Here is a 25,274-nt window from a genome sequence, read left to right as displayed (position 1 = left end):
CTACAGTGAGTGAAAAAACAATAAAAGCCAATCGCAAATGGCACACAATCTTTTTTGTCTTTCTGATTGCTGTGATGACTTTTGCTTCTATCACAATTACCGACTTCAACATTTTTCATGGCATTGCGACTTTGCCAAAAGCCATCGCATGGATTTTCTCGAATATGTGGATTAGCCAGGAAACATGGGAACGCCTGCCAACCATTTTGGAGAAATTGCTGGAAACTGTTCTTGTATCGATTGCAGCCACGACTACAGGAACAGTCGTCGCATTCTTTTTAAGTCTGATGGGATCAAAAACGACAGGGACGAGCACAATTTGGGGTGCATTTGCACGCTTTGTGGCATCTGTATCACGGAATATTCCAGTCGTGGCGTGGGCGCTAATTTTATTGCTGTCATTTGGACAAAACTCAATGACTGGATACTTGGCTTTGTTCGTAGGGTCTGTCGGATTTTTAACGAGAGCTTTTATCGAGTCCATAGACGAAGCGAGTCAAAGTGCTGTCGAGGCGTTACGCGCAACCGGGGCAACATATTTTCAAATTGTTTTTAAAGCGGTTGTGCCGCAATGTTTGCCCCAGCTGATCAGTTGGATCCTGTTTATGATTGAAACTAATATTCGCAGCGCAACCTTAGTAGGTATTTTAACGGGTACCGGCATTGGCTACACGTTCGACTTGTATTATAAAACGTTGAATTACAATGCTGTGGCTCTTGTTACCTTTAGCATTATTCTTGCGGTGATTGTCATCGAGCTGATGTCAAACTATATCAGGAAGGTGATTATTTAATGGAGGCAAGTACATACATAAAACGCGGAGCAAGTGGACGAATAGCCATCAAAATGGGAAGCAGACCCGAACGCATCATGAAATGGACGGTTACCACGCTTGTCATATTGACGGTCATTGCCTTTTTGCTATTTGACTACACAGGACTTGATTTGACGACAGCTATTCCAGAAACGCTTGATAACTTAAAAACAATGTTTTTGGAGCCGGCGCTTAGCCATTTCACATGGGGACAAGCCTTTTATCAACTAGGTGTCACGCTAGGACTGGCTTTTTTATCGACAATTTTTGGAGGAATTATTGCCTTTTTCCTAGCTTTGCTTGCAGCTGCCAATTTATCTAAGCCTTGGATTTCAAAAACAGTGCGTATCATGGTGGCTTTTATACGAGCGGTTCCTACGGTCCTGTGGGTATTAATCTTTGCCATTGCTGCAGGACTTGGTAGCGAGGCGGCCATACTTGGGATGTTGTTTCACTCGATTGCCTACTTGGTCAAAGCTTTTTCAGAAGCATTTGAAGAAGTAGATCAAGGTATTATTGAAGCCCTACGCGCAACAGGAGCTAATTGGTGGCATATCGTTATCCATGCCGTTTTGCCTTCAACTTTTACGTATTTATTGTCTTGGACGTTCCTCCGTTTTGAAATTAATTTCTCAGTGGCTGTTGCTATGGGAGCAGCTGCAGGAGCGGGCGGCATTGGTTTCGAATTATTTATGGCTTCGGGATTCTATTTCGATTTACGTGAAGTAGGAATGATTACGTATATGGTGTTAATTTTCGCCATCATTTTGGAGGTTTTCTCCACAAAAATGAAAGACCGTTACTTCCCTGCTGCTAAATAAAAGAGATGAAAAGAAGAGTAACTTTAAAAAATAATAAGTTGTAATGTTCAGACCATTGAGGTTTAATGAGGAGTGACAGAGTTTTCCAATCCAAGGAGGCAGAACAGATGAACTTAGCAGGAAAAGTGGCAATCGTAACAGGTGGCGCATCCGGAATTGGTTTGGCAACAGCAAAGGCATTTCTTGATAAAGGCGCAAAAGTAGTCATTGCGGATTTTAACGAAGAAGGCGGCAAGCAAGCACAACAGCAACTAGAACAAAGCGATGCTGAAATTGTGTTTGTCAAAGTTGATGTAGCAAGTGAAGAATCGGTTGAACAATTAGTCGCTACTACAGTCGAACGTTACGGCAGAGTTGACATCATGGTCAATAATGCAGGCATCGGTGTACTAGGTGTTACTCATGAGTTGACGTATGAAGACTATCATAAAGTCATCTCCGTCAATCAAGACGGTGTCTTTTTCGGAGCCAAGCATGCGATCAAAAACATGTTAGAACATGGGGATGGTGGGGTTATTATCAACACGTCTTCTATTTTGGGCTCTGTTGGGGAAGGTGGCGCTTTTGCCTACAACGCCTCAAAAGGGGCTGTAAACCTTATGACCAAATCGTTGGCATTGCAATATGCTGAACACAAAATTCGAGTTAATGCGGTTGCACCAGGTTATGTAGAATCAGGCATGGTTAGTAAAGAAGCTTTGGGTGATTTTTATGATGCTTTAGTGGATAAGCATCCTGTCGGTAGGCTCGGACAGCCAGAAGAAATTGCACACGCGATTGTGTTCTTAGTCGAAAATGAATTTGTGACTGGCAGCACGTTAATGGTCGACGGTGGTTATACGACGCAGTAAATAAGCAAACCAAAAGAGCTGCCACGCGCAGCTTTTTTTTTATGTCTCTAATCGACAATCGGCTAAATGGAAAACCTATACGGGATAAAGTAAAATAAAACCACAAGCAACTTTTTTCCTTATAGACATAAAAAATGTAAGGAGTGATGGCATGATCCATGCAACAGAAACAGATAATCCTATTAATCGCGCAGTAGAGAACCCAAAAGCTTTTATTCGGAATGACCAATACAATTTTATCAAAGACCAAACAAAGATTTTAGTAGTAGGGCAGACGAGTGCAACTGATGCAGAAGTGTTGAGTGTATTGCGGCATCTTGCGCACGAAAAAGTCTTTAAACAATTTCCGATACTTACCGATCAACAAAAGAAAATTCTCAACCCATTGGTACAAGTCAAGGAACTGAGCGATGCGGAATCATTTTTAGAACAGCTCCAGCCGTACATCGTGCCATTTAAAGCAGTTACTGCAGATAACGTGAAGAAATTATTTCCTAAAGCGAAAAAGCTAAAAGGGCCAAAGCTAGAAAATACGAACTTCTATAAAACTTCTTATCTTGCTTGGACAGAAAGTGCTAATCTGATGTATTTAGTAGCCGATTTAACAGATCAGCTGATTGGCGTTCAAGGAAGCTTTACGCGTAGTACAAAGCAAGGCATTTGCACCATCTGCAATAGTCATAGCCAAGTGGGGCTGTTCATCGCCAAAACGAAAACTTCAGGATCAGAACAGTTTATCAAACGTGGCAATTATATTTGCCAAGACGCTGAAGTCTGTAACGGTCAGGTCAAAACACTAGACCGACTAAATGACTTTGTTGGACAGTTTCAGAAATAGCGAAAGACAAAAAACCGCCCCTACAGTCGCAAAACGATGTGGGGCGGTTTCTTCATAGAGAACAAGCTATTAAAATGCATATTGGAACAACGCATAATAGAGAGGACCGAGCAATACGAGCATCAGCAGTCCAGAAAAAACGGTCATAGACAGAGTTCCGGCTTCAGCTTCTTCTTCAGTAAATCGGGCTTTGATAAAGAAGAAAAACAGCAAGTCCCACACGACCACTACAGCCAAAACAACTTGCCAGACAATGGGCGTAAAAATTTGAGAGTGCGTGACAAAGCCGAATAAGCCGATCCACGCAATAACTGTGAATGCCAGATCAATTAGAAAAACAGGACTTTTGTAGCCACCGTGAATGAAAAACCCAATCGTTGATGTGGCCAGAAAAGCAGCGTACATGTACCATAAAATTTCTACCATACTATTATTCCTTCTTTCATAGACATGTTACCCATTATAAAAGAAGGTGAAGAAAAATAAAATTCTTTCGCTTGAGATTTTTCAGACTGAAAAGGCAAGATTGAGGATGCATCTTCAGCTGGATGGCTATAGAATAAGAAAAACAGTGAAAAGTTGAAGAAGATTAGCTGAATAAATCAGGAAACGAAAATTTAAGAATGGAGCGGAAGGAAGTGACATCATGGAGACACTGCCATTTTCTTTTGATGAAATGTGGGAGAAGGTTATAGCTTGTGACCGAAAGTATGATGGGCTTTTTTACACTGGGGTGAAAACGACCAAAATCTACTGCAGACCTTCTTGTCGTTCTCGAAAGCCTAAAAAGATCAATGTTGAATTTTATTCGACTATGGATAAAGCACAGGCAAAAGGATTTCGGGCTTGTAAAAGATGTCAACCTGAAACCGAATATTCTCCTGCCGAAGAGCTTACGCGTGAAGTGATGACTTACTTAACCAATCATTATAGAAAAAGCATCAGTCTACAGGAAGTAGCGGATTATGTCGGCATGAGTCCTTCTTATTTAGAGCGTGTATTTAAGCAGGAGACTCTCGAAACACCGCGCGCTTGTTTAGAGAAAATTCGAATCGACAAAGCGGTACAGCTATTGGTGTCTACAGATTTATCCAATCTTGATATATGCTTTAGTGTGGGATTTCAAAGTCCCTCTAATTTTTATAAAATATTCCGTAAGCTCAAAGCCCACTCGCCAAGTGAATTTCGCAAGCTGAGCGAGCCTGTTGCTTTATGATGAAAAAGCAGAGTGAGCTGTATATGGAAATTTCGACACCTGTTGATTTTAATTTTATGGAATGTCTCGTTCATCTTGGCAGATCTTCACAAGAAAACTTGTACCGGGTTCAAAACGCTCGTGTGACAAAGGTGCTAAAGCTTAACAATGAACTCGTCTTGTTCCACATGACCCCAGTAAAGGGTGCTTTGCGCTTGGCGTTTCCGCTCGGAGCGCCGACTGCCAGCAATAGCGAATTGGTTAGAGCTTACGTTGAGGATTGGTTTGATCTGCAGACGGATCTTCAGGATTTTTATGCAATGGCACAAACAGACTCCCTATTAAGTGCATTGGTCCAGCAGTACCGAGGTTTACGAGTCATCGGTGTTCCAGACTTGTTTGAAGCCTTAGTATGGGCAGTTATGGGTCAACAAATCAATCTGACTTTCGCTTATACATTAAAGAAACGATTTGTTGAAAGTTATGGAGAGTCGTTGATTTATGAAGAGGAACGTTATTGGACCTTTCCAAGTCCCGAGAAAATTGCCTTATTGTCTGTTACTGACTTAAGAGCATTGCAATTAACTGGCCGAAAAGCAGAATACATTTTGGGCATTGCTTTAGCGATGACAAATGGTACGCTGAGCAAAGAGCAATTACTACAAGAACAGGACATGGAGCGTTCGTTACTGGAAATCCGAGGCATTGGCGCCTGGTCGGCCAACTATGTCATGATGAAATGCCTGCACAGCCAAACGGCTTTTCCGCTCGCAGATGTCGGCTTACACAACGCGTTAAAAGTTCAGTTGAACATGGAGCGAAAACCAACACAGGTAGAAATTACAAAATTTGCGGAAAAATGGCGAGGCTGGGAAGCCTATGCCACATTCTATTTATGGAGGTCTTTGTTATGAGCCACTTGCATCAGGTTGAATTTGAATCACCGATTGGCATCATCGAAATTGTTGGCACAGACGAGGCAATTCTGTCGATCTCGTTTAGCGAGAAAAGTGAAATTAACTATCCGATTTCTCCAGATAGCCCGCAAGTCATCACCGATTGCCAACAACAGTTGGAAGAATACTTTAAAGGGCAACGCATGAAATTCACGATTCCTTTTCTCTCTACAGGAACCGAATTCCAACGAAAAGTGTGGACTGCGTTAATCGATGTACCTTATGCGGAAACTGTTTCTTACGGCGCTATCGCCAAAGCGGTTGGTAGCGAGAAAGCGGTTCGAGCAGTAGGCAACGCCAACAGCAAAAACAAACTCAGTATTATCGTACCATGCCACCGAATTATTGGAGCAAACGGTAAACTAACGGGTTATGCTGGCACGTTGCCCCGAAAAGAATGGCTACTAGATCACGAGAAAGCCTATAAAGAAAATCAGTCTAAGTAACAATTAAAAAATGCCGAAGAAAAGTATTTCACTTTTCTTCGGCATTTTTATTTGAATGATGTGTTTATTAATTCTTTACTGCTAATGCTTTTTTAGATTCGTTCAAGTCAACATCGACAGAAGAGACGTGGTAACGCTTTGTGTCATCTGTTTTAATAGAAACGTTTTTTCTATCGAACAACGAAACAGTTTCAATTTTTTTCAATTCGCCTGTTTGAATATTTTCTTCGTAGATGCGGTAACCGATAATCGCATCGTCACGCACGGCATGCCATGAAAGATTGAAATCCGTAGCGACAACATTTTCTGGAGACGCCGGCTGCTTGTCTGTCACACTAGAATCAGAAACCAATTCAGCTGTCACGACTAAACGTTCTTCGTGAGAGCCGATGTCGCGGTTGTAATCCCCTGTACAAGTAATCAAACTAAGCAGTCGTTTATCTGAGCTACCAAATATTTTTTCGATTGGTGCATCATCTGTTTCATAGCTCGTTAAATTTTTAACTTCGTAAATCATTTCACGGCCATCTGGACCTATTACTGTTACAGTTTCTCCGACTTTCACTTTATCGAGTTCATAAAAAACAGCTGGACCCGTTAAACTGTCAACATGTCCTGCTAAAACAGCGTGGCCTTTTGCGCCAGCTTTATAACCAGGCTCGAACCAGCCAACTTGATCTACATCTTCAGGAACTCCCATTTGGCCATTGTCTAAAATACCCGTTGACTCGATAGCTGCATCGACGCCGATTGAGGGAATTTTAATTTGAAAAGGTTCCATCCCCTGTATGCTTTGCTGACGTTCGCGTTGTAGCATTTGTAATTTTTCACGTTGTTCCGGAAGAATGGGGAACTCAGCAATCTTATCAACATAATTGCCTGTTACTTCTTCTTTCTTAGGAACTTCTTTTTTCTCTTCAACTTTTTTGACCTGCTCCATCTGCTCTTCAAAAGTCGGGCTAGCGGCCAAAGGTTTCAATAGGATAAACAAAGCAAGACATAAAATTACGGCTGTAGTTATAGTGACAAGCTGCTTCATTTGTCATTCCTCCTTTCCAATCGGGAAAAGAGAGAGCAATTCGCTCTCTCTGAAATTTTACTGCTGATTTTTTGTTTGGCGATAAGTAATTGTACCAGCTGCCAAAAGAATCAGTGTGCTTAATGTAATCCAAAGAATCATCGAGTTCGATTGGTTAGCCGTACCACCTAGTCCAGTGGCTGGCATTTGTTCAGGTGCAGTGTTTTCAAAGTTCTCAGGGAATTGATCAACAACTGCGCCACTCAATCCTTTACCGATATCGAACATAATTGCATAACCTGTACGGTATGTTTCGTAAGACATTTCGTAGTCACCCGATACGTATTGTTGGAACGTGTCGATAACTGAAGTTTCATGTGCTTTTACGCCTGCAATTGTTTCATCTAAAGGCATGCGGTCTTCTGTTGCGCTATTTAAAAATGTTCCAAGGTCCGTTGCAAATGTGTTAGTCAACGTAGCTGTCGCTTCGTCAGCAGCTTCTTTGTCATCAGCTGCTACAGCGATAACAAGATCACCTTGAACCGAAATGTGTTGGTTGTTCCAAAGTTCAACAAATTGGTTGCTGGCTTCTTCACCATAAACAGAAGCAAGTGCTGCACGAAACTCTTCTGTGTTTTGATCCTGTGCCCAATCGGCAAAGTCAAAGTCTTCAGCACCATTATACCCTTTTGTCATGCTCAATTGTGCTAAAGCGAAATGCTCAGCAGCGATACGGTTTACAGTAGAACGGAAATCACCAGCTGGTGTGTTTGGATCTGAAAACTGATCCGGGAACTGAGTCGAAATGGCTCCACTAATCGCGCTACCGGCTCCAAAGATTTGTGTGAAACCATCTAGGTAAGACGTATAAGCCGCAACATAATCTCCTTCTACGTAAAGATCAAATGTATTTTGGACAAAATCTTCGTGCTCGCGAAGAGCTGCAGTTGCGCCGTCTTCTGCAAGATTGCCTTCTGTCGCTGTGCCAAGAAATGCGCCCATGTCATCAACAAAAGATTGAATTTCGTCTAACGCTTCTTCTTTCATTGCGTCATCGCCATCTCTAACTGCCGCAGCGTAATCGTCTGTTCCTGTGTTGTGCTTGTCAAAAATTTCCACAAATGCCGCTCCGCCTTCTTCACCGTATACAGAAGCAATCACCGGCTCCATGTCCGCTGCGTTCTCATCAAGCGCTGCAATTGCCGCTTCTGCTGCTCCGTCTTCATCGTAAATTTTCATCATCGAATCGACAGCCAATGCGTAATGTTCCGATAATAATGAGTCCAATGTTGCGCGAAGTTCCACGCCCGTCGTTTCAGTTGGTGATGCTTCAGCCGCCAATACGTTTGTTGCCATGCCTGGTATTAAAAGCGCTGCCCCTAATACAGGTACAAAGATTTTATTCCATTTCATAATAAAAACACTCCTCTTTTTTTAAGTTCTTATAAACATAACGGAGAAGGTTTAAATTTAGATCACATTTTAATTGAAAAATTAGCAAGGAATTTCTTTTCGACAGTAAATGGCGTGATTTGGACAGTATTCAGTCTCATTTGGACAGTATTTGATGCGAAACGGACAGTATTTGTTCTAATTCGGACAGTATATCCAATTAACTGGAAATAAAGGTGCGAAAAAATGAAATTCTCTTGATAAAAACACCCGAGGGCGGTTTTTATCACTATTCAGCGCGGATATCTTCAAAAGCATCTAGTATTTGAACATCTTCTGGAGAAATAGTGAAATCCAATTGGCTATTTTCTAAGATGCGTTCTTCGTTTGTCGATTTCGGGAGGGGCAAGGTGTTTTTTTCTAAACAATAACGAATGCACAATTGCGCAGGCGTTACGTCGTATTTTGTAGCCATTTCCTTGAGTTTAGGACTATCCAAAATTTGACCAGTCGCCAGCGGAGAATAAGCTTCGACCACAATATTATGCTTTGCACAAAACGCTAGCAAGCTCTTTTGATCGCGCCCGACGTAAAACGGAATTTGATTCGCCATTGGCACAATTTCGCAAGCATCGATAAGTGCTTGAATATCGCTTTCCGCAAAATTGGAAACACCGATTGCGCGGATTTTGCCTTCTTTATAAAGCTTCTCCATTGCTTTCCACGATTCAATATTGCCTTCTGTGCAATCTTTGCCAATGTCATCCCAAGGCCACGGCGCATGAATCAAATAAAGATCCAAGAAATCCACGCCGAGATTTGAAACGGTTTCTTCAAAAGCCACTAGAGTCGCTTCATATCCTTTTGTTTGGGCAGGAAGCTTACTAGTAATAAAAACGTTTTCCCGGGAAATATCAAAATCTTTAATCGCCTTGCCGACATTTTCTTCATTCTTATATGCTAACGCCGTATCAATATGCGTGTAGCCAGTTTTCAATGCAATGGTCACTGCACTGTAAGCTTCTTCGTTTGGAATTTGCCACGTACCAAAGCCGATATTGGGAACTGCAACCCCATTATGAAATGTGAAAACCTGATCGTTTGCCATTAAATAATTTCCTCCTTTTGATTTAGCAACTGGGTGTGGAATATAAGCTGTTTAAAAAAGTTATAAACAATAAAACAAGGCACCTCGATTTGTCGTCCAGGTGCCCAGTAGGTTTAATGTTGCGCAGGTTTTTTAGTTTTCATCAGAACTCTTAAGGAAATTTAACAACTCATTATTGAAACGCTCTGGTTCATCTGCGTTGATGCCATGTCCGCTGTCTTCGAAAGGAACGAGCACTGAATTGGGGATTTGTTTGTCCATTTCTTCAGCCAGTTCGTAAGCACAGATCTGATCTTTTTTCCCGTGGAAAATAGCCGTTGGCACAGTAATGCCTGCTAACTCATCGCGCAAGTCCTCATCTCTTAAGGCAATCGCGGATTTAATGGTTGAGTGAGCACCGGCTTCGAGTCCAAGCGTTTGGAACCAATGCAGAAATTCCGGTGATTTTTTCTGTTCAAAGAACATATCTGCGAATTGCCCAAGAAATGCCGGACGATCTTCTTTAAGTTGATCAATAATGCCGTCTACTTCTTCCGGCTTCAAGTTGTGTTTAAAATCATCGCGTTGTGTAAATAATGGAGCCGCTGCTGCTAATAGCATCAGTTTATCAACGCCTTGCTGATTGAAATTCGTTAAGTAACGAATGGCAATCGGCCCGCCCATTGAAAATCCGGCAAGCACAAAATGATCAAGTTTTAAATAATCGACAACCGCTTTGACATCGTTCGCTGCCATGTCGTAATCGTAGCTCGACCACGGCTTGTCTGATTTCCCGTAACCTCTGAGATCAATGCCGATAAATCGAAAGTTTTGCTCCGCAAGCACGCTTACTTGCGACTCAAATGCTTTGCTATTTAAAGGCCAGCCGTGAATAAAGACGACCGGTTGCCCCGATCCAATGTCTTCCACATAAACGTTTACGCCATCTTCCACTTCAATATAATGTCCCACTTAGTTCTCCTCCTTTAATGTAAAACAGTATTAATGTAGAACTTCCCGCTGTCGAATTAAAGTAAACAATTGGAAATGGAAAGCCTGGCTTTTCAGTTTAGCTGGAGATGGTCGGGGGAATCTAATTAGTAGAAAATACAGATTCAGAAGGAGGCAATTATGGATTATATCTATTTAGGAAACTCAGGCTTGCGGGTTCCGAAGTACATACTTGGAACGGTTCCTTTTAGCGGGACAAATGGCTTTGACGCTGCAGGCAATATCGACGAAAAAACAGCACGGCGCATGGTAGACATGTCACTTGAGGCCGGCATCAACATGTTTGATACTGCCAATTTGTATTCAAAAGGCGATGCAGAGCGCGTGTTAGGGTCAGCCATTAAAGGGCGCCGTGACGAATTATTGCTAACATCGAAAACAGGCTTTCCACTCGGAGAAAACCCTAACGCAAGAGGAGCTTCAAGAAGCAATATTTTAACATCTATCGACCAATCACTTGAGCGGTTAGGTACAGATTATCTTGATGTCTATTTTGTTCATTTGTGGGACGGGCAAACGCCGGTCGAAGAAACAGTCGAAACTATGACAAGTCTCGTTAAATCCGGTAAAATTCGCCATTGGGGCGTATCAAACTATAGCGGCTGGGCACTGGCGCGAACGTTTACGGTTGCAGAGCAATCTGGCTTTATTCCACCCATTACCCAACAAATTTACTACACACCAGAAGCACGAGAAGCAGAATACGAACTACTTCCCGCAGGCAGTGAGCTTGGCATTGGCTCGATGATCTGGAGTCCACTCGGTGAAGGACTGCTAAACGGCAAAATTGGTCGCAACAAACAAGCACCGGCGAATACACGTCAAGGAGCTGGATGGCCAGAACCGTGGGTGCAAAATCAGGAACGACTTTACAAAGTAATCGATGCGTTAGAAAGAGTTGCAGCCAATCACAATGCGTCAGTGCCGCAAATTGCTTATGCATGGGTCCGGGACCGGCCAAATGTCGGTCCGATTGTCATCGCTGCGCGCAACGAAGAGCAGCTAAAAGAAAACATTACTTCTTTTGAAATTCAACTAACACAAGAAGAGCATGACCGCGTTGAATCGGTGGCACGACCAGCTCCACTTTATCCGAACTGGCACCGTGCCATGAATTCGTTTGACATGGGCAGCCCGTCTGAAAAAACGTATTTAGCAGGATATAAACAATCGTTGGGCATTGATGACTAATCCGCAGGTTTAATAAAGAAGAGACGAGGGAATTCTTATACTATAATGAGTACCCCAAAAGACTGCCAGGTCATAAAAAACTGGCAGTCTTTGTTGCGTTAATTGGTGATGTGTCGTTATTTTTTTGTCTAACGAGTTGAATGAAAAGTAATGTTTCTAAAATCATGTAGTCATTTCACCACTTTATATCAATGGCTGAAAAGATCTCGTTCGCTAGTAACTGCTGTGATTCGGACAGTATTCAGTCCTATTCGGACAGTATTTGAGCAAAATCGGACAGTATTTCTACTAAATCGGACGGTATATCCAAATAATTGGAAATGATGAGCGGAAGATAAGTAAAAAATATTGATTTCAATGGGATTTCTCAGTATACGAAGTCTCTGATAATAAAACCTCGAGAAAATCCGAAACTTCTCTTTAATTCGACTCGTAAATACAGGTACAGGAAATAAAAGGAGGCATTATTTTGTGGCCAATCGTATTTACGTTACTAGCAGTCGCAGCATTAAGCATCTCAATCAATAAAATCATCAAAACGAAAGAGACAACCCATACAGACCCTAAAAGTAGAGTGACAGCGATTTGTTTTTTACTAATCAGTATCGTTAACTTAGTCGGCTATTGGTTAAACTTTCTCGGTGTTATCACTATGGCGCTAACCCTAACATTGCTAGTCACTGGTGCTTACTTTGTTCGCTATATGCAAACAGATCATCGAGAAAATCATTTGGGGAAGGAGTGAAATCATGCCAACTTGTGAAAATTGTGGTCAAAAATGGCCGTGGAAAACAGGGGTGAAAAATATAGCCAAGTTTCGTAATAAAGCCAAGTGTCCTTATTGCGAAAAGACCCAATACCTCATACCTAAGTCGAGAAAGCTAACCGCCATTTCTAGTTACATGCCAGCATTGCTCATTATCGCATTAACGCTAATTTTAGACCTTGATGGCTTAGGCATTTTCTTTCTTGCAACCGCGTTAATGCTCGTGTTTTTAGGGTTGTATCCATTTATGATGAAACTTTCGAATGACGACCCTATGTCGACTTATAAAATGTAGGGGCTATACTCACTGTTTTGTTTAGTAGAGTGTACATAAGGGAAAACTTATTAAAGCGATGCAATTTTTGAAAACTATAAATCAGGAGGCGTAATCCTTATGGACGAAAAAACACGTAAAAAAACAACGCTGTTCTCCATCTTGAATTTGATTTTTTATTTCCTAACCTTAGGGGTAAATTATCTTGGGTCATCTGGATTTTTTAATGGCATGAGTCAAAAGGATTTATCAGACAAGTATATGACGCTCATCTCACCGGCACCTTTCACGTTTTCGATTTGGGGCGTGATTTATACGCTACTCCTAGTGACATTGGTTTATTTCTTTATTAAACGAAAAGATCAACATGTAGGTAAACTCATTCGATTGGTATCGCCCTTATTTATTGCCAGTGCAGTATTCAATATGGCGTGGATTATCGTGTTCTCCTACGAATTACTTGGACTTTCAACTTTCCTAATTTTGGGATTGCTGTTTTCATTGATCCTGATCGTCAAAAAGATCACGAACAATCGCTCTCAATTTCCGAGTACGCTGGCAGGCATCAGTTTTACCCTTTACAGCTCATGGGTTTTTATCGCGACAATCGTTAACTCATCGTTATTTTTAGTCCAACAAGAGTGGGGCGGATTCGGACTATCCGATTCAATTTGGACAATCATCATTTTGTTTGTTGCTATTGGATTTGTGTTCTACTACTTGGCTCTATACAAAAACGCCGCATTTCCACTTCCAATCGCATGGGCTTTCTTTGGTATCTATAGCGCGTACGCGAGCGGGGTATTAGACGCATCGATGATAACAACGATTCAAGCAGTTTTAGTGGCTGGAATCGTCTCATTGTTGATTTCCAGCATATGGACATTTTTTAAAAACGACAAAGCGCTTTTTCCGAGAACAACAAGTTAATAAAAGTAATTAAATAAGAACAGCCACAAAGTCTCCTTTGAAGAGATTTTGTGGCTGTTTTAATTTATCTCTCTACAACTGTTCTTTCAGTAAAAGATTGGGTAGTAGCTTTTTCAAGATTATTGATTTTAATAAGGAGGCTATTTCACAACTTTAACTTAATCTCGTGAAAATTTGATTCGCTAGTAAATAGCGTGATTTGGACAGTATTCATCCCTATTCGGACAGTATTCGCTGTGAAACGGACAGTATTTCTACTAAACTCGACAGTATATCCAAATAAATGGGGATTATTCGAGTAGAATAAGTGGAAAGCATTGATTTCAAAAGAGTTTTCCCAAAATCCAGCCTAAATATAAATTTTCTATCAATACAACCTTTAGGAAACCCAAAATTTTCTTTATTCAGCTCGTAAATAATAAAGAGGACGTTAGTTTGTCGCCAATCATATTCACTTTACTAGCAGTCGGAGCATTTGGAATTTTGCTCATTATAAATCATTCATGGGAGAAACACAGACCTTAAAGGCGCATTACGAAGCGGTATTCTACCATCAACTGACTAATCACTTGAACGATTAGCTCGCTGACTTGGAATCCACTCGGTCAAGGATTAATGGGAGGCAATAAAGAAGCGCCTGTCAACACGCAGATGGGTAGCACTTCTGAGAAATCCTATTTGAAAGGGTATAAAAGTCGATAGGATTAAGCGAATAATGGAATTTCATAAAAGGCTTTCCGTAAGATCGGAGGCCTTTTTCTATTGAATTCACAAGTCGGTGAACCAGCTAAAGGAAGCCTATCGGTAAAAAATGACCATGAAAAGTATGATATACTTAGAAAATATCAAAGAAACATAATTTCCCAACAACAACAAAATAACGGGTATTTCTATGCGTTGAATAAAGTGAAAATTCTAATGGTTATGGATTTACGGACAATAAAGACAATTAATGTGCTCTAGTATTTAAAGAATGCGGATTAGATAACTTATGAATGCGGCAGGTTTCCGCGCTCTTAAGTCGTCTTATTTTTTTAACAAGATAAATGCTTTTAACAAGTATAGTTGTCGAATCAAGCTTCAATTCAGCTAGTGGTTTTTAAATATAGAAGGGAGGTGTTTCAATGGAAAAGTGGCTTCGATTTCTTGAGGTAAATGCTCCGCGTATTTTAGAGCTGACAATTGATCATGCTGTGCTGGTTTCTTTAGCAATTATCGTGGCACTTTTAATTGGTATTCCACTTGGTATTTACTTGACTACGAACCAGTACCTAGCAGACACAGTTCTTCAAATTGCTTCTATTACATTAACAATTCCAAGTATCGCACTTTTTGGCGTAATGATTCCTATTTTTTCTCTTATCAATCAAGGAATTGGCTTTGTGCCAGCTTTCGTTGCGCTAGTCTTGTATTCACAACTGCCGATTATCCGCAATACGTATACGGGCATCAAAAACGTTAATCCAGAAATGCGCGATGCTGCGATTGGCATGGGTATGAAAACGCATCAGCGCTTGTTGCGTGTCGAAATTCCAAATGCTATGCCCGTTATTATGGCAGGCGTACGAACAGCTGTCATCATGAATATCGGGATAGCCGTCATCGCTTCGTATATCGGCGCGGGCGGCCTTGGGGTTTTAATTACACAAGGAATTAGCAGAGGTGACAACTACTTAATCATCAGTGGCTCTATCGCTGTTGCAATACTCGCCATCATTGCAGATTCCATCTTATTATTGATTCAAAAACGTTTTACCATTAAAGCGTTAACCGATTAACTCCAGAGAGGTGAGCATATGATTTCATTTAAGAATGTAGCAAAACGATATGGTGACGAGATCGTAGCCGTCAACGATGTTGATTTTACTGTTGAAGAAGGAAAAATCGTTGTATTGCTCGGTCCTTCCGGCTGTGGAAAAACAACGCTATTGCGAATGGTCAACCGGTTGGAGTCTATTTCAGAAGGCGAAATCATTATTAATAATGAAAACTCCAAAGATTTAGATGCCATCGAGTTAAGAAGGAAAATTGGATACGTCATTCAAAGCAACGGGCTTTTTCCTAATATGACAATTGAAGAAAACGTTATGCTCGTTCCTGATCTTTTAGGGTGGAGTAAAAAAGATAAGCGTGGGCGCTTTGAATATTTGATGAAACTGATTGGACTAGATGCCCATGATTACGGCAAGCGCCTGCCGCACGAATTGTCGGGTGGTCAGCAGCAACGTATCGGGGTTGTGCGTGCGCTTGCAGCCGATCCGCCTGTCATGCTAATGGATGAACCTTTTGGTGCACTAGATCCCATTATCAGAGACAAGATTCAAGAAGAATTTCTACAAATTCAGCGAGAAGTGAAAAAAACCATTCTGTTTGTCAGTCACGACATTGACGAAGCGATCAAAATGGCAGATAAAATCGTACTTTTGCGTGACGGAGAAATTATGCAATTTGATACGCCTTCGAAAATGTTATCGCATCCCAAAAATGAATTTGTCTCTCAATTTTTTGGCAAAGATCGCGCCATTAAAAGTTTAAGCTTACACACGGTAGAAGATTTACAAAAAATCATTGGACTTGGTCCGGTTGACGAATCGATTCAAGATACGAAAACGATCAATATCCATCAGGATTTACGCAATACGTTGTCGATGCTGATGAATCAAGAAGCAGATCAAGTAATTGTGAAAAACGATCAGAATGAAAATATTGGCACAATCACAATCGATCTTGTTCAAAAATACCTACATTTCGAAATAAAAGGGAAAATGTCCGCATCTCAGGAAGGGTGATTCGGTGAATCGAAAAAAATGGATAGGCAATATTGTCAAATACGCGCTTTATGCATTGGTCGCCACATTCTTTATTTGGGCAGTTGCCAATAGCTATTTTGACTACATCTTTACTCAATCAGGAACATTTTTGGTGTTGCTGAGACAGCATATTGTTTTAGTACTGGTCTCTTCAATTCTCGCTATTTTGATAGCTGTACCAGCAGGCATTCTCATCACTAGACCCAAATTCAAAAAAGCCGAATGGTTGGTTTCCAATGTCGCCAATTTGGGACAAACGATTCCCAGTCTAGCAGTTCTGGCATTAATGATTAGTATTTTAGGTATCGGTTTTAAATCGGCCGTTTTTGCATTGTTTATTTATTCGATCCTGCCAATTTTCAGAAACACAGTGGCAGGCATTGACTCTATTGACAAGAATATGATCGATGCGGCAAAAGGGATGGGAATGAAACCTTATCAGATTTTATTTCGTGTCGAGCTTCCTAATTCGGCTTACTCCATCCTTGCCGGCATCCGAACGGCTGTTGTCTTGAACATTGGTACAGCGGCTCTAGCCTATGTGGTTGGTGCAGGTGGACTTGGTGTTTGGATCTTTACTGGGATTAACTTATTTGATAACGGCTTCCTGATTTCTGGAGCCATCCCTGTAACTTTATTGGCGATTTTAGCTGATTATATTTTGCGTAAAATCGAATATCTCGTTGTGCCAAAAGGATCGAGGCGTATTGAGGAAGCTTAGCAATAGGGATAGGAGGTATTGAAATTTGTCATGAACTTACTCAAACTGGTCCCTCTGCTGATTGCTGCGGTGATCTTGTCGGCCTGTTCAGGAATAGGCGTGACCGGAAAAGAAGTGACGGTCGGGGGAAAAAACTATACGGAACAATACTTACTGTCAGAGATGACGGCATTCTTATTAGTAGATGAAGGCTTTAAAGTCAACCAAATGAACAACCTTGGCAGTAGTGTCGTTCGTTCAGCATTAGAAAATGGTCAAGTAGACATGATGTGGGAATACACGGGAACGGCACTTATTACGTATATGGGCGAAGAATCCATTGCTGACCCCGATGCTGCTTTTGAAAAGGTAAAAGAAAATGATATCAAAAACGACATCCACTGGATGAATATGTCGGGTGTCAACAATACCTATGCGCTCGCGATGAGAAGCGAACAATCAGAAGAACTCGGCATCAAATCCATCAGTGATCTTTCAGACTATGTCAACGAAAATCCTGGAAAGTTGACGATGGCCGCTGATGCTGAGTTTGCAAATCGTTCAGACGGCTTGCCAGGTGTAGAAGAGACCTATGGTTTTGAATTTGGTTCTAGCCAAGTGCGTCAAATGGACTTAGGATTGACGCAACGGACATTAGACAATGAGCAAGTTGACGTTTCAGTAGCCTTTGAAACAGATGCTACGATCAGAAATTATGACTTAGTCGTGTTAGAAGATGACAAACGATTCTTTCCGCCATACCGAGCAGCTGTCGCGATCAATCAAGAAGTGTTTGAAGAGTACCCAGAAATTGAAGAAATTACAGCTCGCTTGGCAGAAAGCCTAAACAGCGACATTATGAGAGAACTGAATTACCTCGTCGATATTGAAGGGCAAAGTGTTTCTGTAGTTGCTTACGACTGGCTTGTTGAAAATGACTTTTTAGAAGAAGAGTAGCTGGCTGTAAAGTAGAAAAAGAGAAAAACGTACTCTGTTTAGAGCTGTTACAAAGCTCTAAATGAAAGTACGTTTTTTTGTGGGGAAATTTGTAACGTTGTATACCAAATTGTGTCCGGTTTTTACAATAAGGGATGAGTGTAAACATTTTTTATGTGACTAATAGATTATCTGAATTAAACCAGCCACCAGATTTCTTTGGAAGAGATTTTTATGGTTGGTTTTAGTTGAGGCTAGGATCTGTTTTTAATTCGCTAGTAAACAGCGTAATTTGGACAGTATTCATCCCTATTCGGACAGTATTCGCTGTGAAACGGACAGTATTTCTACTAAACTCGACAGTATATCCAAATAAATGGGAATTATTAGAATGGAATAAGTAGAAAGCATTGATTTCAAAAGAGTTTCACGCTACATACGAAATCTATAGCAGTAAAACCTCTACAAAATCTGGAATTTCTCTTCATTCTGCTCGTAATTACGAAAAAAGGATGCACTATTTTGTGGCCAATCGTAGTTACGCTACTAGTAGTTGTAGAATTAGGCATCTTGTTCAATAAAATTATAAAAATAATGGAAGATGATAAAACCTGTGGGAACAAAAAAACACTGAATTTAGCGCTATTTTAAAGCTCTAAATTCAGTGCTTTTTTATATTGAAATAAAGAAGTAACCCTATATGTTCTTCACACTCTCTTAACAATCTTTACGAATCGTTAGTAAAGACTCCATACTGGCTCAATGTTTGTTCGTTATGATTATTAGTGTAATCAAACAAAAACAAACAAAAACAAATAGGGGGTTTCAAAATGGTCTTTAAGCAAATTTTAAAAAAGAGTGTGTTGGGAATTATGGCAGTAAGTGTATTGGCGGCATGCTCTGGTGATAAAGAAAGTGTAAGTGCACAAGTTGATGGAAATTCCTTAACGAAAGAAGAAGTCATCGAAAAAGCAAAAGTAGAAGGCGAAGTAAATTCTGTCGGCATGCCTGACACATGGGCAAACTGGGTAGAAACGTGGAGTGAAATAGAAACTGAGTTTGACATAACTCATACCGATACAGATATGTCGAGTGCAGAAGAATTGGCAAAGTTCGAAGCGGAAAAAGACAATGCTTCTGCTGATATGGGCGATGTCGGAGTCGCATTTGGACCGATTGCTGAAGAAAAAGGATTGACGCAAGCGTATAAAACAAGTTACTGGGAGGATATTCCGGAATGGGCAAAAGATGATGAAGGGCATTGGATCGTTGGCTATACCGGAACGATGGCATTCCTAACCGATACCAACAATGTTGAAAATCCTCCGAAATCTTGGGAAGACCTTAAAAACGGTGAGTATATTGTAAGCATTGGTGATGCCTTAACGGCAAATCAAGCACAATTTGCTATTTTAGGGGCAGCAATGGCTTTTGGTGGAGATGAAAAAAATCTGCAACCAGGTATCGACTTTTTTGCGGAATTGGCGGAACAAGGACGTTTGCAAGGAGATCCAACAGTCGCAAACCTTGAAAAAGGCGAGATTGATGTTGCCATCATGTGGGATTTCAATGCATTAGGCTATAGCAATCAAATCGATGAATCCCGATTTGATATTGTCATTCCTGAAGAAGGATCCATTATGTCAGGTTACGCTACAGTAATTAACAAGTATGCTCAAAATCCTCATGCTGCGATGTTGGCAAGAGAGTATATTCTGTCAGATGAAGGACAAGAAAATTTAGCAAAGGGCTATGCTCGTCCTATTCGTGAAAATGTAGAACTTTCCTCAGAAGTAAAAGCAATGCTATTACCGGATGAAATGTATACCAACACACAGCCAGTTAAAGACCAAGCGGCTTGGGAAGAAGCAACTAAGAATATTCCTCAAATGTGGCAAGAACAGGTATTAATCCATGGCAACTAATCGCGTGGTTCTGATTGTTATAGATGCACTTCGGTTTGATACGGCTTGTAGCCATATGGGGTATTTACAACATTTAGTAGAACATGAAAAAGCTGCGCGTTATAAAGTGCGCTCAGAAGTTCCATCACTTTCCAGGCCTTTATACGAAACCATTTTGACAGGTACACCTCCTGTCGTCCATGGGGTTAATAGCAATCGAACGGTACGGTTATCCACGCAACAAAGTTTATTCCATTTGGCGAAAGACAGCGGGAGAACAACGGCCGCTGCCGCCTATCATTGGGTAAGTGAATTGTATAATTCCGCTCCTTTCAATGAAATTCAAGATCGCATTCAACTAGATACGGAATTGCCGATTGAAAATGGGTTTTTTTACTTTGAAGATCATTACCCCGATAGCCATTTGTTTGCGGAAGCCTCGTGGCTCATGGAAAAAAAACAACCTGATTTTCTTTATATTCACCCGATGAACGTAGATGATGACGGTCACAAATTTACTGCGGATTCAAAAGAATACCGGAATCGGGTACTTGCCGTGGATGCATTGTTATCAACGTTTATCCCGTTGTGCAAAGAAAGCGGGTACGACATTATCATTACGGCGGACCATGGAATGACGGCAGATGGCAATCATGGCGGAAATACAGCGGAGGATCGCCATGTGCCATTGTTTATAGTCTCAGAAAAAATAACTGCGGGAATATCTGATGAACTCGTTTCACAATTGATGATTGCGCCGTTAGTCTGTCAGTTATTAGGAATCGAACCGTCAAAAGCCATGATGCCTTTAAAAATGGAAGAATGTCTTCGTGCTTGAATTGTAGTGCTTACGATAGTTCATGTACCTAGATATAAAAAAAAGTAAAATGACAATTTTAATGGAAGCAGTGATCATTTGACACCTAAAAATAAATCCTTATTTTTACTTATTCCGTTCATGCTGTTAATCGTGATGTTTTTTGTTTTGCCTTTAGTGAATATGTTCTTATCGAGTTTTACTGACAGCGAGGGCTTTACGTTAAATCAGTACAAAACGGTTTTGTTCAACAGCTATATCTTACAAGGATTCAAAAACAGCATTACGTTATCGGCTGTTTCTGCGCTTGTCGCGCTTGTCGTTTCGTTATTTGCGGTTTACGCAATGATGCGCTTTACAGATCCCGTAAAAGAGCGAATTTTAGTCATGATTAATTTGACATCGAATTTTTCAGGTATTCCACTGGCTTTTGCATTTATTGTGTTGCTTGGCAACAGTGGGCTGTTTACCTTATTGTTTGAGAAATGGAACATAGATGCGCTTGCTTCTTTTTCTCTATATAGCTGGAGCGGCTTGCTACTGATTTATATTTATTTTCAGTTGCCATTATCCCTCATGCTGCTGTATCCGATTTATTATGGAATTCAACAGCAATGGAAAGAAGCTGCTGCCTTATTAGGTGCGAATACAGTTCAATTTTGGATGAAAATTGGTATTCCAGTGATGCTCCCAGGAATTGTGGGGACTTTTAGTGTGTTGTTTGCGAATGCAATGGGCGCTTATGCATCGGCCTATGCGTTAACGGGAAGTGACTATAATTTAGCAGCTATCCGAATTGGAACGTTGCTATCGGGTGATATTTTTGCCCAACCGGAACTGGCCAGTGCCATCGCCGTGTTACTTGGAGCCACGATGATTTCGGCAATGGTTCTCAGTGAATGGAGCATTAAGAAAACGAGGAGAAATTTATGATAAAGAAAAAGGGAGTAGCTGACTTGTTCTTGCTGTTTCTCATGTTGTATTTACTATTGCCCATTGTGGCCACTGCGCTTTATGCTTTTGCGACGGAATGGAACAGGACAGTTTTACCAGAAGGGTTAACTTTTAAATGGCTCGCGATTCTATTTCAAGACGTGGAGTTTATCCAAGCGTTTGGACGTTCGGTATTGTTGTCAGGGAGTGCTGTAGTTCTTGCTTTTTTTTTCGTAGTCCCCGCAATATTTGTGATTGTGCTGTATTTTCCGAAATATGAAAAATGGATGCAAACCATTGTTGTGTTAGTTTATGCCTTCCCGGGTGTTATTTTAGCGGTTGGCTTGATCCGTACATATACGCAACTAGGGATACCGATGATTTTGGCAGTGTTAGGTGTCTATATCATCAGTATTTTTCCGTACATTTATCAAGGAACTCGCAACAGTCTTAGAAATGTTAATGCCAAACAATTATTAGATGCAGCGGAATTATTAGGTGCTTCAAAACGTCAAGCTTTTGTTAAAGTCTTGCTGCCGGCCATATATCCAGGATTATTTGTTGGTGCTTTGTTATCGTTCTCGATTTTATTTGGAGAATTTGTGCTGATTAACTTAGTTGTCGGCTCGCGATTTGAAACCGTTCAAATTTACTTGATGGAAAAATTGAGTACAAGCGGACATATAGCAAGTGCCGTTGTCTTTGTTTATCTTGTTTTAATGGGGATTTTGACATTGGCGATCTCCGTGTTGACTAAACAATCGAAAGGTCTGGTGAAGTCATGAGTTATGTTCAAATAGAAAACTTGCAAAAAAATTACGGCACCTCGACGGTTCTTTCTTCGATTGATATGTCGATTGAAAGAGGAGAATTCGTTACCCTTTTAGGGCCGAGCGGTTGTGGAAAAAGCACCATTTTACGAATACTGGCAGGGTTAACAGAAGCAACGTCTGGTAGTGTGAAAATTGAAGACAAACACATGGAAAAAGTTCCGACCAAAAAACGTGAAATAGGCATGGTGTTTCAATCCTACGCCTTGTTCCCTAATATGACAGTGCATGAAAATGTAGCGTTCGGCTTAACGATCAATAAAACACCTGCGGCAGAAATCAAAAAAAGAGTGAAAGAAATTTTAGAAGTTGTTCACCTATCCGATAAAGAAAAAGCATATCCTCACGAATTATCCGGCGGTCAACAGCAACGAGTTGCTTTAGCGCGTGCGTTAATCGTTAAACCGAAAGTGTTACTTTTAGATGAGCCATTAAGTGCGTTAGATGCACAAATTCGAAAAAAACTGCAAGCGGATCTGCGTTCGATTCAAAGTCAAATGGGGATTACGATGATTCTCGTGACGCATGACCAAGAAGAAGCGATGGCCGTCTCTGACAAGATTTTCGTCATGAATAAAGGCGAAATTGCGCAATGTGGAACGCCTACTGACATTTACACGAAGCCCCAAACTGAATTTATTGCAAATTTTATCGGACATTACAATGTTTTCAGCAAAACACAATTAGAAGAGCTGATTGGAAAAAACTTAACGAAAACAGGCGACAAACTAGCCATTCGTCCGGAAGCAATATCGTTTGAAGGAACTGACGCTGACTACCGGATAAAAGCGGTTGCTAAAAAATCAGCCATGAGTGGAAATGTTATTCGAACGGTTTTTCTGTCAGGAGACCGTGAGTTTTCTGTCGAACAATTGCACCGTCGCGGACAGTCTATCGAAGTTGGAAAAGAATACGACTGCTATATCTCTCCGGAAGATGTGATTTATCTGCAATGACCTACTTAAAAATGGAGAGATTTCAATACATAGTTAAGCAATTACAAGAAAAACAGAAAATATCGGTCGTGGATATTGCCGAACAGCTGGACGTCGCACCAGAAACGATACGTAGAGATTTGGGCGAATTGGAAAACCGCCAATTATTAACTCGAGTTCACGGAGGGGCTATTCCGTTTTTGAAACTTCGAACGGAACCGCAGTTTAAGCGGAAACTGGATATGCAAAAAAGAGTCAAGCAACTAATTGCAAAAGCCGCTGCTAGCCGTATTGAAGATGGGGATACCATTGGCGTTGATGTAGGAACGACCACTGTGCATTTGGCCGATTATTTGGAGGGCGTGCACAACTTAACGGTCGTAACAAATTCGCTTGCTGCTGCCGAACGTTTTAATCTAGCATTAGAAGAAAGGCGGATAACGGGAAAAGTATTGTTACTCGGAGGCATCACCAATCCGGCACAGTCTTCAGTGGCAGGACCGGTAACTGTCGAGTGGTTAACGAAAATGAGTCTCGACAAAGTTTTTTTATCGTGTGGCGGAGTGAAAAATGGAACTGTTTTTGACTTTGATATGGATGAATCAATCGTATCGTCAAAGATGGTGAAACAAAGCAACAGCAGGATCTTATTAACTGATGCAACTAAAATCGGAGAACAATCGTTTTACAGCATCTGCAGTTTGGACGAACTAACAGAAGTGCTCTGTGATCAATCGTGTCCAGAAGACTGGTCGGAATACGAGTCGCTGTGGACAGTCGTGAAAGGTGGAGTAGAATAATGAAAATGGATTTTCATGTTCACTTAGAAGAAGGACCCTATACAGTCAAGTGGTTGGAACGAACGGCTAAAACTTTGTCATCTTTTGGAGCACCGGCCGATTTAGAAAAAGGGTCAAAAGCATTCATGCGCTGGCAAACAAAGCAATTGCAAAAGCGAGTTGACCAAGGTTGCTTTAGCAGTTTTTGGTTGGATTTGTATTTAGAAAAGGCAAAGCAATTAGGTTTGAAGAAAGTTGGCATCGTGGATCATTTATACCGCTTTAAAGAAACACGGAGTTATTTTGAAAAGAATATGATTTTGGATCCTATACACCCAATCGGAAGGGCTCAATCAGCGTGGTTAAATCATGTCATGACCGAAAATATGGTTGATTTTGTTGAGGCAATCGAAAAAGAAAAAGAAAAGTGGCGGCTGCAAGGAATTGAGTTAAAACTCGGAATAGAAGCAGATTATTTTGAAGGATGCGAAACAGAACTAACCGAATTATTAGGAGAATACGCGTGGGATTTTGTTATCGGATCTGTTCACTTTGTCGATGGTTGGGGATTCGATAATCCTCAAACTGCGGATGTGTTTCTAAAATATGATTTAAAAGAATTGTATAATCGGTTTTACATCATAGTAGAAAACGCAATTCGTTCAGAGTTATTTGATTTTGTCGCTCATTTGGACAACTTAAAAGTCTTTAACTACCAAGTACAAGATATAAGCTTCAACCAAGTATGGCATGAAAAGATAGCCAACGCACTTGTCGAAACAAACACGGCAACTGAAGTGAATGCGGGGCTGTATTATCGGTATCCAGTAAAAGAGATGTGTCCAGGACCTTCTTTTTTAACAACTTTAGTAGAACGAGGAGTCGAATTTACCTTATCTTCTGATAGCCATTACCCCGACGATCTTGGGAATTACACTGCGGATAACAAGGAAATGTTGAAAAAACTAGGTGTGAAAAGCTTAGTAAGCTTTGATCAGCGAGCAAAAAAATCTCATCTTATCTAATTTAGCGACCCTAA

At 40.9% G+C, this 25,274-nt stretch carries 27 protein-coding genes; 22 read left to right on the top strand and 5 right to left on the bottom strand.

Going from position 1 to position 25,274, the window contains the following annotated elements; translation table 11 throughout:
* Nucleotides 1–5: 5 nt before the first annotated feature.
* The 4 genes from phnE (QMF37_RS09820) to QMF37_RS09805 all read left to right on the top strand — a co-directional run bounded on the left by phnE (QMF37_RS09820) (nucleotide 6) and on the right by QMF37_RS09805 (nucleotide 3,325).
* A complete protein-coding gene (phnE, locus tag QMF37_RS09820) occupies nucleotides 6–794 on the top strand; it encodes a phosphonate ABC transporter, permease protein PhnE (protein WP_071152837.1) in 789 nt (262 codons plus the stop codon).
* A complete protein-coding gene (gene phnE / locus QMF37_RS09815; protein WP_071152836.1) occupies nucleotides 794–1,636 on the top strand; it encodes a phosphonate ABC transporter, permease protein PhnE in 843 nt (280 codons plus the stop codon). The genes phnE (QMF37_RS09820) and phnE (QMF37_RS09815) overlap by 1 nt, the downstream gene beginning before the upstream one ends.
* Before the next feature lie 107 nt (nucleotides 1,637–1,743).
* Nucleotides 1,744–2,487, top strand: coding sequence for an SDR family NAD(P)-dependent oxidoreductase (locus QMF37_RS09810; RefSeq protein ID WP_071152835.1), 744 nt, complete (start codon nucleotides 1,744–1,746; stop codon nucleotides 2,485–2,487).
* 151 nt (nucleotides 2,488–2,638) lie between these two features.
* Nucleotides 2,639–3,325 (top strand): FusB/FusC family EF-G-binding protein, encoded by a 687-nt coding sequence (locus QMF37_RS09805; protein WP_071152834.1) that lies wholly within the window; start codon nucleotides 2,639–2,641, stop codon nucleotides 3,323–3,325.
* A gap of 69 nt (nucleotides 3,326–3,394) precedes the next feature.
* Here QMF37_RS09805 and QMF37_RS09800 read toward each other — a convergent pair whose 3' ends face one another.
* Nucleotides 3,395–3,751: a hypothetical protein gene (locus QMF37_RS09800; protein ID WP_071152833.1), complete on the bottom strand. Its 357-nt coding sequence runs from the start codon at nucleotides 3,749–3,751 to the stop codon at nucleotides 3,395–3,397.
* 220 nt (nucleotides 3,752–3,971) lie between these two features.
* Here QMF37_RS09800 and QMF37_RS09795 point away from each other — a divergent pair, with 220 nt between their 5' ends.
* From QMF37_RS09795 to QMF37_RS09785, 3 genes are read left to right on the top strand one after another with little or no spacing between them, the layout of a single operon-like run.
* A complete protein-coding gene (locus tag QMF37_RS09795) occupies nucleotides 3,972–4,541 on the top strand; it encodes a bifunctional transcriptional activator/DNA repair enzyme AdaA (protein WP_071152832.1) in 570 nt (189 codons plus the stop codon).
* Nucleotides 4,538–5,434, top strand: coding sequence for a DNA-3-methyladenine glycosylase family protein (locus QMF37_RS09790; protein WP_071152831.1), 897 nt, complete (start codon nucleotides 4,538–4,540; stop codon nucleotides 5,432–5,434). The genes QMF37_RS09795 and QMF37_RS09790 overlap by 4 nt, the downstream gene beginning before the upstream one ends.
* On the top strand, nucleotides 5,431–5,922 hold the full coding sequence (locus QMF37_RS09785; protein ID WP_071152830.1) for a methylated-DNA--[protein]-cysteine S-methyltransferase: 492 nt from the start codon (nucleotides 5,431–5,433) through the stop codon (nucleotides 5,920–5,922). The genes QMF37_RS09790 and QMF37_RS09785 overlap by 4 nt, the downstream gene beginning before the upstream one ends.
* A 67-nt stretch (nucleotides 5,923–5,989) precedes the next feature.
* Here the strand turns inward: QMF37_RS09785 and QMF37_RS09780 are convergent, their stop codons facing one another.
* The 4 genes from QMF37_RS09780 to QMF37_RS09765 all read right to left on the bottom strand — a co-directional run bounded on the left by QMF37_RS09780 (nucleotide 5,990) and on the right by QMF37_RS09765 (nucleotide 10,391).
* Nucleotides 5,990–6,961 carry a class F sortase gene (locus QMF37_RS09780; RefSeq protein ID WP_078080777.1) on the bottom strand — a complete coding sequence of 324 codons (972 nt, stop codon included), beginning with the start codon at nucleotides 6,959–6,961 and terminating at the stop codon, nucleotides 5,990–5,992.
* 57 nt (nucleotides 6,962–7,018) lie between these two features.
* On the bottom strand, nucleotides 7,019–8,353 hold the full coding sequence (locus QMF37_RS09775; RefSeq protein WP_078080776.1) for a hypothetical protein: 1,335 nt from the start codon (nucleotides 8,351–8,353) through the stop codon (nucleotides 7,019–7,021).
* A gap of 268 nt (nucleotides 8,354–8,621) precedes the next feature.
* Nucleotides 8,622–9,440, bottom strand: a complete 819-nt coding sequence (locus QMF37_RS09770) for an aldo/keto reductase (RefSeq protein WP_071152829.1) — start codon at nucleotides 9,438–9,440, stop codon at nucleotides 8,622–8,624.
* 132 nt (nucleotides 9,441–9,572) lie between these two features.
* A complete protein-coding gene (locus tag QMF37_RS09765; RefSeq protein ID WP_071152828.1) occupies nucleotides 9,573–10,391 on the bottom strand; it encodes an alpha/beta fold hydrolase in 819 nt (272 codons plus the stop codon).
* A gap of 159 nt (nucleotides 10,392–10,550) precedes the next feature.
* On the opposite strand from QMF37_RS09765, the gene QMF37_RS09760 reads away from it, so the two are divergent.
* The 15 genes from QMF37_RS09760 to QMF37_RS09690 all read left to right on the top strand — a co-directional run bounded on the left by QMF37_RS09760 (nucleotide 10,551) and on the right by QMF37_RS09690 (nucleotide 25,260).
* Nucleotides 10,551–11,621 carry an aldo/keto reductase gene (locus QMF37_RS09760; protein ID WP_283478159.1) on the top strand — a complete coding sequence of 357 codons (1,071 nt, stop codon included), beginning with the start codon at nucleotides 10,551–10,553 and terminating at the stop codon, nucleotides 11,619–11,621.
* A gap of 469 nt (nucleotides 11,622–12,090) precedes the next feature.
* Nucleotides 12,091–12,366 (top strand): hypothetical protein, encoded by a 276-nt coding sequence (locus tag QMF37_RS09755; protein ID WP_078080775.1) that lies wholly within the window; start codon nucleotides 12,091–12,093, stop codon nucleotides 12,364–12,366.
* 4 nt (nucleotides 12,367–12,370) lie between these two features.
* On the top strand, nucleotides 12,371–12,682 hold the full coding sequence (locus QMF37_RS09750) for a TIGR04104 family putative zinc finger protein (protein ID WP_071152825.1): 312 nt from the start codon (nucleotides 12,371–12,373) through the stop codon (nucleotides 12,680–12,682).
* A gap of 99 nt (nucleotides 12,683–12,781) precedes the next feature.
* Nucleotides 12,782–13,591: a TspO/MBR family protein gene (locus tag QMF37_RS09745; protein ID WP_071152824.1), complete on the top strand. Its 810-nt coding sequence runs from the start codon at nucleotides 12,782–12,784 to the stop codon at nucleotides 13,589–13,591.
* A 1,124-nt stretch (nucleotides 13,592–14,715) separates the two neighbouring features.
* Nucleotides 14,716–15,369, top strand: a complete 654-nt coding sequence (locus QMF37_RS09740) for an ABC transporter permease (RefSeq protein ID WP_008496180.1) — start codon at nucleotides 14,716–14,718, stop codon at nucleotides 15,367–15,369.
* 18 nt (nucleotides 15,370–15,387) lie between these two features.
* Nucleotides 15,388–16,380, top strand: coding sequence for an ABC transporter ATP-binding protein (locus tag QMF37_RS09735; protein ID WP_078080774.1), 993 nt, complete (start codon nucleotides 15,388–15,390; stop codon nucleotides 16,378–16,380).
* A gap of 4 nt (nucleotides 16,381–16,384) precedes the next feature.
* A complete protein-coding gene (locus QMF37_RS09730) occupies nucleotides 16,385–17,122 on the top strand; it encodes an ABC transporter permease (RefSeq protein ID WP_071152822.1) in 738 nt (245 codons plus the stop codon).
* Nucleotides 17,123–17,152: 30 nt separating this feature from the next.
* Nucleotides 17,153–18,058: an ABC transporter substrate-binding protein gene (locus tag QMF37_RS09725; protein WP_262499835.1), complete on the top strand. Its 906-nt coding sequence runs from the start codon at nucleotides 17,153–17,155 to the stop codon at nucleotides 18,056–18,058.
* Between the two features lie 809 nt (nucleotides 18,059–18,867).
* The gene (locus tag QMF37_RS09720) at nucleotides 18,868–19,962 is read left to right on the top strand and encodes an ABC transporter substrate-binding protein (protein ID WP_078080773.1); all 1,095 of its coding nucleotides are present in this window, start codon (nucleotides 18,868–18,870) and stop codon (nucleotides 19,960–19,962) included.
* Nucleotides 19,952–20,779: an alkaline phosphatase family protein gene (locus tag QMF37_RS09715; RefSeq protein ID WP_078080772.1), complete on the top strand. Its 828-nt coding sequence runs from the start codon at nucleotides 19,952–19,954 to the stop codon at nucleotides 20,777–20,779. Before QMF37_RS09720 ends, QMF37_RS09715 begins: the two co-directional genes overlap by 11 nt.
* 135 nt (nucleotides 20,780–20,914) lie before the next feature.
* Nucleotides 20,915–21,691 carry an ABC transporter permease gene (locus QMF37_RS09710; protein WP_245830301.1) on the top strand — a complete coding sequence of 259 codons (777 nt, stop codon included), beginning with the start codon at nucleotides 20,915–20,917 and terminating at the stop codon, nucleotides 21,689–21,691.
* Nucleotides 21,691–22,476 carry an ABC transporter permease gene (locus QMF37_RS09705; protein ID WP_071152963.1) on the top strand — a complete coding sequence of 262 codons (786 nt, stop codon included), beginning with the start codon at nucleotides 21,691–21,693 and terminating at the stop codon, nucleotides 22,474–22,476. Before QMF37_RS09710 ends, QMF37_RS09705 begins: the two co-directional genes overlap by 1 nt.
* Complete coding sequence (locus tag QMF37_RS09700; protein ID WP_283478148.1) at nucleotides 22,473–23,477, top strand: ABC transporter ATP-binding protein; 1,005 nt, start codon at nucleotides 22,473–22,475, stop codon at nucleotides 23,475–23,477. The genes QMF37_RS09705 and QMF37_RS09700 overlap by 4 nt, the downstream gene beginning before the upstream one ends.
* Nucleotides 23,474–24,256: a DeoR/GlpR family DNA-binding transcription regulator gene (locus tag QMF37_RS09695; RefSeq protein ID WP_071152819.1), complete on the top strand. Its 783-nt coding sequence runs from the start codon at nucleotides 23,474–23,476 to the stop codon at nucleotides 24,254–24,256. The genes QMF37_RS09700 and QMF37_RS09695 overlap by 4 nt, the downstream gene beginning before the upstream one ends.
* Complete coding sequence (locus QMF37_RS09690; RefSeq protein WP_071152818.1) at nucleotides 24,256–25,260, top strand: histidinol phosphate phosphatase domain-containing protein; 1,005 nt, start codon at nucleotides 24,256–24,258, stop codon at nucleotides 25,258–25,260. The genes QMF37_RS09695 and QMF37_RS09690 overlap by 1 nt, the downstream gene beginning before the upstream one ends.
* The last annotated feature ends 14 nt before the right edge of the window (nucleotides 25,261–25,274 follow it).

It is taken from the genome of Planococcus sp. S3-L1, assembly GCF_030063085.1.
GTDB classification, from domain to species: Bacteria; Bacillota; Bacilli; order Bacillales_A; family Planococcaceae; genus Planococcus; species Planococcus kocurii.
This window is presented reverse-complemented; position numbering and strand designations above follow the sequence as displayed.